At 54.9% G+C, this 12059-nt stretch carries 13 protein-coding genes; 9 read left to right on the forward strand and 4 right to left on the reverse strand.

The genetic code is table 11. The features are described from left to right. Nucleotides 1-92: 92 nt before the first annotated feature. Together ACR0J0_RS17655 and ACR0J0_RS17660 are read left to right on the forward strand one after the other, a co-directional pair. Nucleotides 93-1382, forward strand: coding sequence for a helix-turn-helix domain-containing protein (locus ACR0J0_RS17655; protein WP_170417959.1), 1290 nt, complete (start codon nucleotides 93-95; stop codon nucleotides 1380-1382). Nucleotides 1383-1569: 187 nt separating this feature from the next. Then, entirely contained in the window at nucleotides 1570-2523 is a 954-nt protein-coding gene (locus ACR0J0_RS17660) for a LuxR family transcriptional regulator (RefSeq protein WP_170417956.1), read from the forward strand. Nucleotides 2524-2940: 417 nt separating this feature from the next. Here the strand turns inward: ACR0J0_RS17660 and ACR0J0_RS17665 are convergent, their stop codons facing one another. Together ACR0J0_RS17665 and mntR are read right to left on the reverse strand one after the other, a co-directional pair. Continuing rightward, nucleotides 2941-3438, reverse strand: a complete 498-nt coding sequence (locus ACR0J0_RS17665) for a L,D-transpeptidase family protein (RefSeq protein ID WP_171676746.1) — start codon at nucleotides 3436-3438, stop codon at nucleotides 2941-2943. A 472-nt stretch (nucleotides 3439-3910) separates the two neighbouring features. Continuing rightward, nucleotides 3911-4363 (reverse strand): manganese-binding transcriptional regulator MntR, encoded by a 453-nt coding sequence (mntR, locus tag ACR0J0_RS17670; protein ID WP_171676701.1) that lies wholly within the window; start codon nucleotides 4361-4363, stop codon nucleotides 3911-3913. Between the two features lie 116 nt (nucleotides 4364-4479). Between mntR and ACR0J0_RS17675 the strand changes: the two genes are divergently transcribed. From ACR0J0_RS17675 to phnE, 4 genes are read left to right on the forward strand one after another with little or no spacing between them, the layout of a single operon-like run. Continuing rightward, nucleotides 4480-6333 carry a cytochrome c peroxidase gene (locus ACR0J0_RS17675; RefSeq protein WP_170634649.1) on the forward strand — a complete coding sequence of 618 codons (1854 nt, stop codon included), beginning with the start codon at nucleotides 4480-4482 and terminating at the stop codon, nucleotides 6331-6333. Continuing rightward, the gene (locus ACR0J0_RS17680) at nucleotides 6333-7193 is read left to right on the forward strand and encodes a phosphate/phosphite/phosphonate ABC transporter substrate-binding protein (RefSeq protein ID WP_171676699.1); all 861 of its coding nucleotides are present in this window, start codon (nucleotides 6333-6335) and stop codon (nucleotides 7191-7193) included. Before ACR0J0_RS17675 ends, ACR0J0_RS17680 begins: the two co-directional genes overlap by 1 nt. After that, complete coding sequence (locus ACR0J0_RS17685; protein ID WP_171676697.1) at nucleotides 7190-7960, forward strand: phosphonate ABC transporter ATP-binding protein; 771 nt, start codon at nucleotides 7190-7192, stop codon at nucleotides 7958-7960. The genes ACR0J0_RS17680 and ACR0J0_RS17685 overlap by 4 nt, the downstream gene beginning before the upstream one ends. After that, the gene (gene phnE, locus ACR0J0_RS17690; protein ID WP_171676695.1) at nucleotides 7960-8703 is read left to right on the forward strand and encodes a phosphonate ABC transporter, permease protein PhnE; all 744 of its coding nucleotides are present in this window, start codon (nucleotides 7960-7962) and stop codon (nucleotides 8701-8703) included. Before ACR0J0_RS17685 ends, phnE begins: the two co-directional genes overlap by 1 nt. A 202-nt stretch (nucleotides 8704-8905) precedes the next feature. Here phnE and ACR0J0_RS17695 read toward each other — a convergent pair whose 3' ends face one another. Further along, on the reverse strand, nucleotides 8906-9667 hold the full coding sequence (locus ACR0J0_RS17695) for a transglutaminase-like domain-containing protein (RefSeq protein ID WP_171676693.1): 762 nt from the start codon (nucleotides 9665-9667) through the stop codon (nucleotides 8906-8908). A 97-nt stretch (nucleotides 9668-9764) separates the two neighbouring features. Beyond that, nucleotides 9765-10193: a MerR family transcriptional regulator gene (locus ACR0J0_RS17700; protein ID WP_170424832.1), complete on the reverse strand. Its 429-nt coding sequence runs from the start codon at nucleotides 10191-10193 to the stop codon at nucleotides 9765-9767. Nucleotides 10194-10370: 177 nt separating this feature from the next. Between ACR0J0_RS17700 and ACR0J0_RS17705 the strand changes: the two genes are divergently transcribed. Genes ACR0J0_RS17705 through ACR0J0_RS17715 form a run of 3 tightly spaced genes read left to right on the forward strand, consistent with a single transcriptional unit; the run spans nucleotide 10371 to nucleotide 12054 of the window. After that, the gene (locus ACR0J0_RS17705; protein WP_371810752.1) at nucleotides 10371-10970 is read left to right on the forward strand and encodes an SCO family protein; all 600 of its coding nucleotides are present in this window, start codon (nucleotides 10371-10373) and stop codon (nucleotides 10968-10970) included. Between the two features lie 5 nt (nucleotides 10971-10975). After that, nucleotides 10976-11398 carry a disulfide bond formation protein B gene (locus ACR0J0_RS17710; protein WP_171676691.1) on the forward strand — a complete coding sequence of 141 codons (423 nt, stop codon included), beginning with the start codon at nucleotides 10976-10978 and terminating at the stop codon, nucleotides 11396-11398. After that, the gene (locus ACR0J0_RS17715; protein WP_171676689.1) at nucleotides 11395-12054 is read left to right on the forward strand and encodes a DsbA family protein; all 660 of its coding nucleotides are present in this window, start codon (nucleotides 11395-11397) and stop codon (nucleotides 12052-12054) included. Before ACR0J0_RS17710 ends, ACR0J0_RS17715 begins: the two co-directional genes overlap by 4 nt. The last annotated feature ends 5 nt before the right edge of the window (nucleotides 12055-12059 follow it).

Consider the following 12059-nt stretch of genomic DNA (forward strand, 5'->3'; position numbering starts at 1 on the left):
AAGCAGACCATGAGACCGTTGAACCATTCCGAACACCCTGCCCCGCGAAGCCGCGATATCAACACTGACCTTTGCCAAATGAGGCCAAATCCATGAGCTTTCGGCAGATCGCATCCGCCCATCACCACGATAATATTCGCTTTCACAACGGCCTTCCTGAGGGCTGGAACCGTGACAGGTTACGTCAGCTCTGCGTGGGATATGCGCAGATCAGAGGCGCATCAGCCCAGTGTATTCGCACCTTAGAGATCATCATCGATATGATTACGCCATGTGCTTTTCGAGACCCGTCTCAGGAACCCTTTTGCTACGCGCGCCAGGAAACCCTCATTGCCGGGCGAGGCGTGACAGATCGGACAATCCACAATCACGAACGTGAGCTGGAAAGGATTGGTCTGATCGAACGCAGGCTTGGCGCAAATGGCGCGCGCTGTAAGCGCAAGAAGCTTGGACTCTTCCTGACCCCTGCCCTGAACCTCATTCCCGAGATGCGCGACGCGGACGTGCGCAGCAAGGCCGAGAAGAAAGAACAGGACGAGCTGCGCGGGGATCGATCACGGCTTTACCGATATGTGAAACATAGTCTGGCCGTGCTTCTCTTACTCCCCTGCCCTCCTGAAAGTCTGGAAGGCATGAAGGAGGAACTTCGATCCTGGCCGCGCGCCGACAAGTTGAAATACATGACGCTGGAGGCGCTCAAGCTACATGTTCAGGCGGCTTACGACCTTTGGAGCCGGATCGAAGAGCATGTCGCAAAACCCGGTGAAATTTCGGGTGAACCCGAAGCTTGTTTCGGGTGCCATATACAAGACCAAATTGAAGAAACAATTCTGTCCTGTAACGCCGATGGCGAGAGTTCAATGTCCTCGGCAAAAGCCTCGGAACCAGATTGTTCCGGCTCCGGGCCTGACGGCCCTCCGCATTGCTTAGAAAGCAATCATCCGACAGATACGGCATCGCGCAAGGCCCAAAAACTACCGCGGGTGAATAACCGCATCCTATATGAACTGGCCTCACCCGAGCTGCGCATGCATATCGATATCGCGGGTGGCGGAGATCAGAATTCCAGCCCGTCGCTCTACGCGATTGAGACCGGCGTTTGGTCGCGATTGTCGGAGATCGGCGCCAATGCCTCGGCTTGGCGTACGGCGATTGACCGATTGACCGTGATGGGTGCAATCCTGGCCGGGTTGATCACAGACGCGAGGCTGAGCGATCCACGGTTGCCGCCAGTGGTTAATCCGGGCGGATATCTGCGCGGTATGGTGCACGCAGATGAGCGCGGTGAACTGAACCTGATTTCCAGTTTCATGGGGCTTTTGGCGCGTAGAGCCCGAGAGGAGGAAGACGGGCTTCCGCAAGATCACTGCAGCGGGTTTTAGCCGTGCCGGGTTATGAGCCGCCAGCTTCTCCAATTCATGTGTCTCATCGGCAGGTTTTCGCTCCGTTTCCGCCTCCAGAACAGAACTGTATTCAAATGCATGATTGGCTACGGGAATTCCCGAGTGGTTTGTTCAGCTTTAGGTTGCTAAGCGGCCTCGACGGCAACGCGGAACAGAAAGACGATCTATGAAAATCGCGGACATTGGCAATTCTGAACTGGATTTCAGGCAGACCGGGGAGGCGCGCCTTCAGGAAATTTGTTCGAGGTTCGGACTGGAGAATGCGTCCTACGCCCATATCGACAAGCATCACAACGTTGTCCACGGCTGCACCACGTTCCCGGCCGAATGGGTCAGGCACTACGTCGACAACGACATGGTCCTGGTCGATCCCCTCATCCGGTTTGGCGCCGCAATGATCGCACCAATTGATTGGGCTGTGTTTGATGATCAGCGTGAACACGCACCGCTATTCGATGCAGCGAGAAAATTTGGTGTGGGTCAGCACGGACTATCCATTCCGGTTATCAATCCGTTTGGGGAGCGTGGTGTCTTTACGGTTACCTCCAACCTGCGCCGATCCGACTGGGACGCCTTGGTCGGGAGTATGCTCCCTGCCCTTCGCCACGAAGCGCAGGTCCTGCATCTACTCGCGCTCGATGTGATTGATACAGTTTTCAACTTTCCTACGGATGCGTTGTCCGATCAGGAGATGGATGTTCTGAAGATGCTCGCATCAGGATTGATCCCATCCGTAGTTGCTGGCCAGACGGGGCTCTCCTCCAGGATGGTGCATGCTTTGACGTCTTCGATCGTCACAAAACTCAAGTGCCGGACAACGGAACAAGCAGTGGCGAGAGCTGTCAGCACAGGTATTCTTAAATGGACCGATTTCTTTGCCGACCCGGTCGCCGAACTTGCGGATGTTGAAGGACAGACCCTTTGCGGCGGGATCGTGCGTTGGTCTGGAAGATCACACGAGTTGATCACCTTTGAAGATGGTCGAACGGTGCGGAACTTGGATAGCTTTCAGGCGGTTCAGGTCCAGGAAATTGCCAAAGACTTCAATCTGGATGCTGAAAGGATCCTCGAAGAACTTGGACCCAACCGGGATCAATGCGTGTGGATCAGGCATCTCTGAGTTCGGCCCACGTGCACCGCTTGATTTGCAAAATTGTGAGCAGGGGCAAGTTTCACATAATTTACCTTACGCCGCTGTGCCACCGTAGTAGAGCTCACTCTAACTCTGGTTTCTAAATCTCCTATTCTGCTGAAAATGCGTCACGTTCAAAGCTTGACTACAGAGCCCTTAGACGCGAAGGCAGTAGACGCTGTCACCTTCGTTCGAACAGCCAAAAATTGGAGATTGAGGCCGTATCTCTGCAATGCCCTAGTATAACGGAGGATCTTGCCCAGCGTGGTTTCACAGGACGTGCTTACCAGTTCGCCGAAACAGCGAGTCTGGCGTTGGCCGTGAAAGCTCCAGTAATAGCTTCTGACGCCGTCAACGTAGCGCCAAGGCAAGTCCGCAATCGTTGTCTATTTGGAACCTGTCCCTCTATGAATAGATTTCGATTGGCGTTCCGTCTTTGACCATAGCGTAGATCTCTTCAATCTCCTGATCTGTGACAGCGACGCACCCTGCGGTCCAGTCACGCTTGTTCGTGGGATCAATTCCAGGGCGAGGGCCGCCATGTATAAAAATATCACCGCCCGGAGAACGACCCCGAGCTCGGGCAAACGCAGAATCCGCCTCGTTCGGATAAGAGATTCCGATTGAAAGATGGAAAAGACTTTCGGGATTGCGACGGTCAATTACATAGGAGCCTTCAGGTGTTCGCCCGTCTCCTTCGAATTGCTTGTGACCTTCGGGGGCAAATCCGAGTCCAATCGGAAAAGTTCGCAAGACACGCTCACTACCATCGAGGATAAGTAGGCGCTGCCCTTTGTATAGTCGAAGCCGAGTCACAACCGGCCCATTGTAAGTACGGAACTTGCTTGCACAGCCAGACAAAAAGGCGGCTATGCAGCCAGAGAGAAACAGACGTCTTTTCATAGGAACTGCTCGGCTCATTTTGATTTTTGTCAAAAGAATACCACTAAAGGCCAGTTGAACAAAGGTGTATTGGATCTCGCTAGGACAGGAACCGAAAACTAACTGATCAGTTGTGGCCACCTCGTCAGCAGTGCAATGAGTGCCACTTTGATTTCGACATATGTTATTCTTACGCAGTCTTTTAGTTTCGCCCATTCAGTATGGAGATCGCTGCTTTATTCAGATATTTTGCCGCTGGAAATCTTAACGCCGATTATTAAGTGAGCCAGATCGTCTACCGAATTGGATTCTTGTTCTAAGGGTTCGTTCACTACGCTGCACCTGTGTCGATTTTCAGGTACCACGTAGTTTCGTGCCGCGGGCCACTCACCCTCAGATAGCGTCACTATCTAGCTGCAACTTAGGACAATCTCTGTCGATCTGAAATTAGATCTGCCAAATTTCGCAAACATATTTGAGGCTCTATTTGCTTCTACTTTGCTTCATCGGCCCGCCCAACGAACCGTTCAAACACTGCAAGAGTTTCGTCACTTACATGATGCTCAATGCCTTCAGCGTCATGCTCTGCGACTTCCGGTGAAACGCCCAAGGCGATCAGGAACTCCACGACAATCCGGTGACGCCTTCTACAAGCTTCCGCCAATTGACGCCCGGCATCGGTCAGCTGAAGTGAGCGGTAGGGTATTTGCTCAATGAAACCCTCTCGTTTTAAACGAGCCAAATTCTTGGAAACCGTAGGTTGGGTCACGCCCAATCGCTCGGCTATTTCGACCGGGCGCGCCGCGCCATTCTGATGGATCAGCTCCGCGATAAGTTCAACGTAGTCTTCAACCATTTCGCTTTGGTGGGCCTGTCGCACAGCCTCAAACCCGCTCGCCTGGGTATCAATACTACGATCTGAATTTACCGGTTTTGTTTCGGTCATCGGCTCATGATTACGTCGCTGGTCTAGTCTCCAGTGTATGCACCTGAAAGCCGAGCTTGACAATGAGCATGCCTTCATCATTAAATTAGACAAGGCTAACTTTAATAGACAGTGCTATGAAACATCTGATAGCGTCCACACTTCTTTGCGCACTGCCAGTGATCGCGGATGCCACGGCGATTGAAGAATCGCCTTGGGCCCCACGCGCTGCCGCGTATCGACTGACCTTGTTCATGGGGAACCTAACCCCGGTTCCCTGGGATGAAATTGAGAGGAGTTGGACTTCGCCCGCACCTGGCAGTGACATTCAGGTCGCTCCCCTATCACGCGTCTCCGACAACGAAGCGCTTGCGATCAACCAAGCTATGCAAGCCGAAGATCGGCAGGCGCTGTTCGAAGCAAGCACAACTGCCATTGCGGAGGGAATCCTGCGCCATCTGGATGTCGCAAAGACCGCGCTGGGTCAGCCTGAGGCGGCCCGCGAGGTCGCGCAAGCGGCTGCTCTGTTCCGCGCATTCGAAGATGGTATCAAGGCTGCGGACACGTCGGCGGCTCGCGACCTGGGTCGGGCATGGCTGGTTCTGAACTCCACCCTTGGCAGCGCAGGAGTACTGGGCAACGGCGCCCAAACGGTGGATGCCGACCAATTTGCAGAAGCTCAGGCCATTGTCGCTGCCTATATTCGTGCCAACTATCTGCCATCCGAGTATGCCCAACGCGACAAGTTAACACCGCTGCCTGAAACAGTTGTGCTTTCCGGCGAACAAATCACAATGCCCGCCACGCTGCCGCCAGGGTCAAACATCGGAGATCAGGCGCAGCTGCCGCGGCTGGTTCTTCAGTTTGAGGAGGCGGGTGAGGATGAAGCTAATCTACCGCTGGTGGCCTACGGTGACATGCTGTTCGACAGCCCCGAAATCTTCGGCGGCCCGGCGCGTGAGTTGGGCATCGCCTGCTCGACCTGCCACAACCGCTCCGACGTGAACCGGGATTTCTTCATTCCGGGCCTTTCATCCCATCCGGGTGGGATGGATGTGGACGGATCGTTTTTCAATCCAATGTTCAATGACCGGACCGATGATCACTTGGACACGCCTTCTATGCGTGGCATCCGCTTTACCGCACCTTATGGCCGCGACGGGCGCGAACCCAGCCTGCGCCGGTTCATCCGAAATGTGATTGTGACCGAATTCGCGGGAAAGGAACCAACGCCGTTCCAACTGGACGCGCTGGAAGCCTATGTCAAACAGTTCGACTTTCTTCCCAACCCAAAGATCGACCGGTCCGGCAAGCTGACCGATCTGGCGTCAGATGCCGCCAAGCGCGGGGAGTTGCTGTTCAACACCAAATTTGCCGGACTTGGTGACAAATCCTGCGCTTCGTGTCACACGCCTGACCGTCAGTTCCGCGATGGTCTGACCTACGACATCGGCAGCGCTGAACCACCATTCCCCGGCGGCACGGCTTCTGCGTTCGAAACCCCGACGCTGCGCAACGTCAATTTCACTGCACCTTACATGCATGACGGATCGCTGCCGACGCTGGCCAGCGTTGTTGACTGGTTCAATGATACCAAAAATTTGGGTTTGGACGAAGCACAGCGCGCAGATCTGACGGCCTACGTCGAAGCTGTTGGAGACGGTGAAGACCCCTATCAAGTATTCGAAGGTCGCAACAGCGTATTCCGCTTGTCCTGGGAAGAGCTGACGACATTCGCCAGTACGCTCGATACCCTGCTGCCGATGCAGGATGCCGAAAACATAGCGGTTCTGATCGACACGGTAGCTCCTGATCTGGCCGCGGATGCCAGTGTCATGGTCAATCAGAACGCCAAGCCCGAAATCTACGAATTCGCCGCGATCCTGCGAGCGGTTGGCGATGCCAGCGCCGAAGGAAACTGGACCGAAGCCATCCGCCAGTGGGAACTGTTCAAGTCCATGCAGGCCGAAATTGACGAGAGGATGTTCTGATGTTGTCGCGCCGCAATTTTCTGGTCGCTGCAGCCGCATCTGCAGCCATGCCCGTAATGGCTGCAACTGACCAGGGGCTGAAGCTGGCCTTCATCCCGCAGGAGAACCCCGAAAAGCTGTTGGGTGACATCAACGTCATCACCGGCTGGCTTTCAGAGCAGATGGGCGTCCCGGTCACGGGGTTTGTCACGTTCGACCACGCTGCTGCCGTTGAGGCGCTGCGCAACGGTGATGCCGATATCTCGTTCATGGGAGCGTTGCCCTTTGTGTTGGCCGAAGACCAGATCGGCGCCGTACCGCTATTGTCCGAGGTTTATCGCGGGCAACCCAGCTATTCGGGCCGGGTCTTCGTGCGGCGTGACAGCGGAATCGAAACGCTGGCCGATCTCCGGGGACGTGACATCGCCTTTTCCGATCCGGTCTCGGAATCCGGTTACATCTATCCGCTTGATCTGTTTGTGCGCGCCGGGCTGTTCGCGGGCACGGGCGATGCCGACAGCTTTTTCGGGCAGAAATTCTTTGCTGGCGGATATCAGCAAGCGATGCAGGCCATGGCCAACGGACTGGTCGATGCGGCAGGCGCAAGCCAGTATGCCGATCTCTATCTGACCCCGGATCAGCAGGCCGAGGTCAAGGTGCTGGCGGAATCAGAACAAATTCCCAGCCACGCAATCATTGCCCGCCCTGATCTGGACGCCGGGCTGCAGGCAAAGTTCATTGAAACCATGCTGCGCCTCAACGAGAGTGAGAACCGTCATCTGTTGGCCTACCTCTATGGCCCGGATGGCTATCTTCCTGCTGATCCATCGGTTTACGAGGGCGTGCGCGAGACTGCGCGGCGGTATGGGTTTCTGAAATGAACCCTGTAGTTTCACTCAACGCGGTATCGCAGCACTTTGCCAGTGCGGCAGCTCTTACAGATGTTTCAATATCAGTGCAGCCCGGTGAAAGCGTCGCGCTACTCGGTCCTTCGGGTGCGGGCAAATCAACGTTGCTGGCGTTGTTGGACGGTCGTTTGAGCGGTTGGCAGGGCGAGGCTCAGGTTTTGGGCCAGCCACTTTTGGCAACAGGAATTCCATCCCGCGAGGACCGTGCCAATACTGGCTTTGTCTTCCAGGAATTCGCATTGGTTGATCGGCAGAGTGTTTATCAGAATGTGATGAACGGTCGGATGGGCCGGATGAATATCTGGTCCTCACTCTGGGGTCGGTTCCGGGAAGAGGACCATATGTGCGTGACACGAGCGCTTCAGGATACGGGGCTGTCCGATCTGGCAAGCCGCCGTGCCGATCAGTTGTCGGGTGGACAACGGCAGCGCGTTGCGATTGCCAGATGTCTGGCACAAGAACCCGAGTTGATCCTTGCGGATGAGCCCGTCAGCAATTTGGATCCTGCTCACGCCGAACGAATTCTGAGCCTGATCACCAGCTCTGCACGTAGCCGCGGAATCGGCGTCATTTTCAGTTCGCATCAGCCAGACCTGTCGCGCCGCTTTGCTGAGCGCATCATAGGCCTGCGAGATGGCGTGGTATTGTTCGACAAACCGTCGGCTCAATTGACCAACGGGGACATCGATGAACTGTATCACGGTGCCGGTGTCACATCGGGGCTGCGTGTAGTCAGTTGATGGGCCGATCTGTCATTTGGGTCATGCTGGCACTGGCGATCCTATGGTCGTTGACCAGCGGGGATATGGGATTGGGCAAGCTGCCAGGCGCGGGCCCCCGTCTGGCAGAGTTTCTGGGGCGTATGATTCCACCTGACCTGTCCGTTTGGCGCGAGGTTCTGACGGGGCTGGCCGAGACACTGAGGATCGCCATTCTGGGAACATTGTTTGCTGTAATCCTGTCCGCGGGACTGGCCGTTCTGGCGTCTGAAACTATGGTGTCACCAGCGATCTGGCGTCCCGTCCGTGCCTTGCTTGCGGTTATCCGTTCGATCCCGCTGATCCTGGTCGCTATGCTAATGGTGGGCGCTGTTGGGTTGGGTCCACTTCCCGGTATTCTGGCAATCACATTTCACGCGACCGGCATGTTGGCAAAGTTCTATGCGGAAGCCATCGACAACGTTGCTATCGCTCCTGTGGCGGCGCTTGAAAGCGCGGGAGCCAACAGAATTCAACAGTTGCGTTGGGCGATCTGGCCGCAGATGGCGCCTGTGATCATGCGCGATACCGTATTTCGGTTTGAACTAAATCTGCGCGAAAGCCTGATACTGGGCATTGTCGGTGCCGGTGGCATCGGGTTGTATGTGCAAACCTATGTACGGTCGTTTCAGTATGAAAAGGCTGCGACCGTGACGTTGGCAATCATTGTTCTGGTTTTATTGTCAGAGGCGCTGAATACGGCCTTGCAAAAACGATTCAACTAAGCCGGAATTTCCGAATTCTCCAAAGAAAAGGCTCGCGTCTTTCCTTTTCTTCCATCGCGGTTGAAGGTTGGATGCTTCGCTTGAAACCGGGACGGTGTAGTCTGCTACACACGCCCTCACGCTGGTTTGTTAAAGCCTCAAGCTTGCTTGATTGATTGAAAATCGCCTGCGTTGAGGAAAATTCTTGGTTCCAATCTAGCGTTCAAACGGATTCACCGCTGTTTCCATGGGAATGTGTTGCCGAAACAATTGCTACCAGCCTGCCAGTGCGTAGTGCTCTGACACGTGCGTTCATCCAATGCCTCACGACGACTCGGTACATCAGTTCACGGAAAAAGCCAAAGTTCTGCCTGTGACGGACATAGAAGGAGTCAGGGGAGTCAAAGACCCCAAAATCCTGCACGATGCCGTTTCTTTGAATGTATGTGTCACGGCCTTCCCATTCGACCTGGGGATCGCTCAGGCAATCCGTCCCCACACCATACCCACACAGGCTTTCTGTTTTGGGAAATGTCTGCTGCAACACGCGTAAGAAAAGCTCATCCAGAATAAAGCCTTCCAGCTTTAGCCACGTACCCTCTGCTTCGACTTCGACCCATGAATGCACAATCTCCGTCGGCGCCATCGGATAGAAAAGCTCGGGAACCACACCCCTCTGCAATTCTTTGTGGATCGTAAAGCCATGCAAACGGCATCGGATACCGCTGCCGCGAAACAGTGCCATCAGAAGAGTGCCCTTGGTATTGCATTGCCCATAGCCATTGGCGAGTACCTCTGACGCCGGGATATCGTCTGCACGGTTGTAACCAAAGGCAATCTCGTTACGCACGAAATCATAAATAGCGCCAATTCGATCCAATACAGGCAGATCGGGCCAGCTCCGTTCAGTTATGAGCCCCAAAATTGCGGGTGTTTCAAAATCAAGCAGAGGTGTGGCGGTTAGCAACGGGTCTCGGTTCAGCATTTGGTCTCTCGTCGAATCAACTCAGAAAGACTTGTAATTGCTATAGTGACTATAGCTTCAAGAGGCTAATTCCAGTTCGCAATAACGCTGCCCGGAGTTAGGCGCCGATGTCTTCGTGATCAGTAAGACATTCGGAATGATCGCGTAGAACTTCGAGAACGCGACAATCCGAGGTGTTGCCGCCACTGCATTCATGCACCATGCGCTCTAGCTCGGTCCGCAACGCTTCTAGCCGCGCCATTCTTTGCTCAATCTGTTTGAGTTGTCGGCGCGCGATACTGTCGGCTTCATGACATGGGCGATCCGGATCGTCGGACAAATCAAGCAGTTCGCGTATCGCCTCAAGCGAAAACCCCAATTGGCGGGAATGACGGATGAATGCAAGGCGATCCAGTTCGGCATGGCCGTAACGCCTCTGGCCACCTTCGGTGCGCCCCGGTTCCGGCATAAGTCCGATCTGCTCGTAGTAGCGGATCGTCTGAACCTTGGTTCCGGTCTTTTTTCCAAGCGTTCCGATCGTCAGCATCTGGGTCTCCTTACAAAGCTACAGCTTATGTAGGCTCGGGTTGACGCCGCACAATAGCACCTTCTAGACGGTGGACCTGTGACACCCAGCCGCAGGCTCAAAATCCCCTTTGAACCTCTAGCAGGTAGAGGGTGTACATGCCGTTCTGAACCAAGAATCACAGGCGGACGGCTAACTTTGAAACTGACCGTATTTCAAAAAATCTTATGGGTACTGGCTGGTGTCGCAACGGTGGCATTTGCCTATCTGATGCTGTGGTCAGAATATAGACCTGCGCGGATTGAGGAGGGGTCTGTTCCGTTCGAAGCCAGGTTCGAACTGACAGATCACTCTGGTGTTGTCCGTACCCAGAACGACTTTGCAGGCAAGTGGATGTTGGTGTTTTTCGGTTTCACCAACTGCCCCGACGTTTGCCCTACAACACTGTCCGAGGTGGCAGCAGTGCAGGAAGGTCTGGGAAATCAATCAACCCAAGTGCAACCTATCTTCATATCCATCGACCCCGAGCGCGACACTCCGACCGTCCTGGCCGAGTATATACCACTTTTCGATGCGGGGATCATTGGGCTTACAGGCACGCCAGAACAGATTGCGCAAACGTCCAAGACCTTTCCGATTTTCTACGAACGGATCGAACAAGCCACTGCGCCGGACGGTTATACGATGGGGCATACCTCTCATCTGTTTCTGTTCAACAAGGACGCTGGATTCGTTCAGTCCTGGTCATATGGCACGCCTGCCGAAGAAATTCTTGCGGATCTGAAACAGAGACTCTGAGCACCATGTCCCGGTTTTCCAAAGATACACTTCTTGGCCTGGCCTGGGCGATTGCCCTGGTTGCGTCTCTTTCTGTTCTGTTCATTGGAGAGATCCTGGGGCAGACGCCCTGTGTGCTGTGCTGGTTCCAGCGTGCGTTCATGTTCCCATTGGCGATCGTACTGGGGCTTGGCCTGTGGTGGCAGGACCAGAACGTGGGCCGATATGGGATAGCACTGGCATTGGGGGGCGCTGCTGTCGCCTTGTGGCACATGGGCCTGTATGCTGGTCTAATCCCCGAAAAAATCCAACCATGCTCGGCCAGTGGTCCGTCCTGCACGGACGCAAATCAAAGTGTTTTGGGCATCCCGATTCCGCTGATGGCGCTCGTTTCATTCGCGCTAATCGGCGTTCTGTGCGCCCTTTCACTCAAGGAGAAACAAGTATGAACAGACGTGGCCTGATTTTGTCCGTTCTCGCATTCGGTGGTGCCGGATTCGGAGCCGCTTCCTGGTACGTGAACCGAACGACCGCTTCAGGCAATACCGAGCCTGTCGCACCCGAAATCGCTGAAACACTTATCCGTTCCTACTCGCCTGTTCTCGGCCCAAAGGACGCACCGGTTACAATCGTCGAATTTTTCGATCCGGCTTGTGAAGCCTGCCGCGCCTTTCATCCGGTCGTGAAGGACATCATGGCACAGCATGGAGACGCCGTGCGCGTTGTGATCCGGTACACCCCTTTCCATGGCGAGGGCTCAGAGGAGGCGATCCGCGTGCTTGAAGCGGCACGCATGCAGGGGGTCTTTGAACCAGTGCTGGAAGCCGTGTTGCGAGAGCAGCCCAAATGGGCCGCGCATGGTGCGCCTGAACCTGGTCTTATTATTCGAATTGCAGCAGCAGCGGGACTGGATGCCGAGGCCGCGCAGGCACAAATGCTCGCACCCCAGACAGTCGGTGTGCTCAATCAGGATCGCGCTGATGTCGAAGCGGTCGGTATACGGCAAACTCCGACATTCTTCGTCAATGGCAAATCTCTGGATCCGTTTGGTGAGGCTGAATTGAGACGCCTGGTCGCTGCAGAAGTTGCAGCACTGCAAAGCTGAGCAGT

The organism is Ruegeria sp. BF12, assembly GCF_056538705.1.

Excerpts from the sequence above, each read along its gene's own strand:
- phnE (WP_171676695.1), top strand. The coding sequence starts at position 7,960 with ATGGGCCGATCTGTCATTTGGGTCATGCTGGCACTGGCGATCCTATGG.
- ACR0J0_RS17715 (WP_171676689.1), top strand. The coding sequence starts at position 11,395 with ATGAACAGACGTGGCCTGATTTTGTCCGTTCTCGCATTCGGTGGTGCC.
- ACR0J0_RS17680 (WP_171676699.1), top strand. The coding sequence starts at position 6,333 with ATGTTGTCGCGCCGCAATTTTCTGGTCGCTGCAGCCGCATCTGCAGCC.
- ACR0J0_RS17700 (WP_170424832.1), bottom strand. The coding sequence starts at position 10,193 with ATGCTGACGATCGGAACGCTTGGAAAAAAGACCGGAACCAAGGTTCAG.
- ACR0J0_RS17695 (WP_171676693.1), bottom strand. The coding sequence starts at position 9,667 with ATGCTGAACCGAGACCCGTTGCTAACCGCCACACCTCTGCTTGATTTT.
- ACR0J0_RS17710 (WP_171676691.1), top strand. The coding sequence starts at position 10,976 with ATGTCCCGGTTTTCCAAAGATACACTTCTTGGCCTGGCCTGGGCGATT.
- ACR0J0_RS17665 (WP_171676746.1), bottom strand. The coding sequence starts at position 3,438 with ATGAAAAGACGTCTGTTTCTCTCTGGCTGCATAGCCGCCTTTTTGTCT.
- ACR0J0_RS17685 (WP_171676697.1), top strand. The coding sequence starts at position 7,190 with ATGAACCCTGTAGTTTCACTCAACGCGGTATCGCAGCACTTTGCCAGT.
- ACR0J0_RS17660 (WP_170417956.1), top strand. The coding sequence starts at position 1,570 with ATGAAAATCGCGGACATTGGCAATTCTGAACTGGATTTCAGGCAGACC.
- ACR0J0_RS17675 (WP_170634649.1), top strand. The coding sequence starts at position 4,480 with ATGAAACATCTGATAGCGTCCACACTTCTTTGCGCACTGCCAGTGATC.
- mntR (WP_171676701.1), bottom strand. The coding sequence starts at position 4,363 with ATGACCGAAACAAAACCGGTAAATTCAGATCGTAGTATTGATACCCAG.
- ACR0J0_RS17655 (WP_170417959.1), top strand. The coding sequence starts at position 93 with ATGAGCTTTCGGCAGATCGCATCCGCCCATCACCACGATAATATTCGC.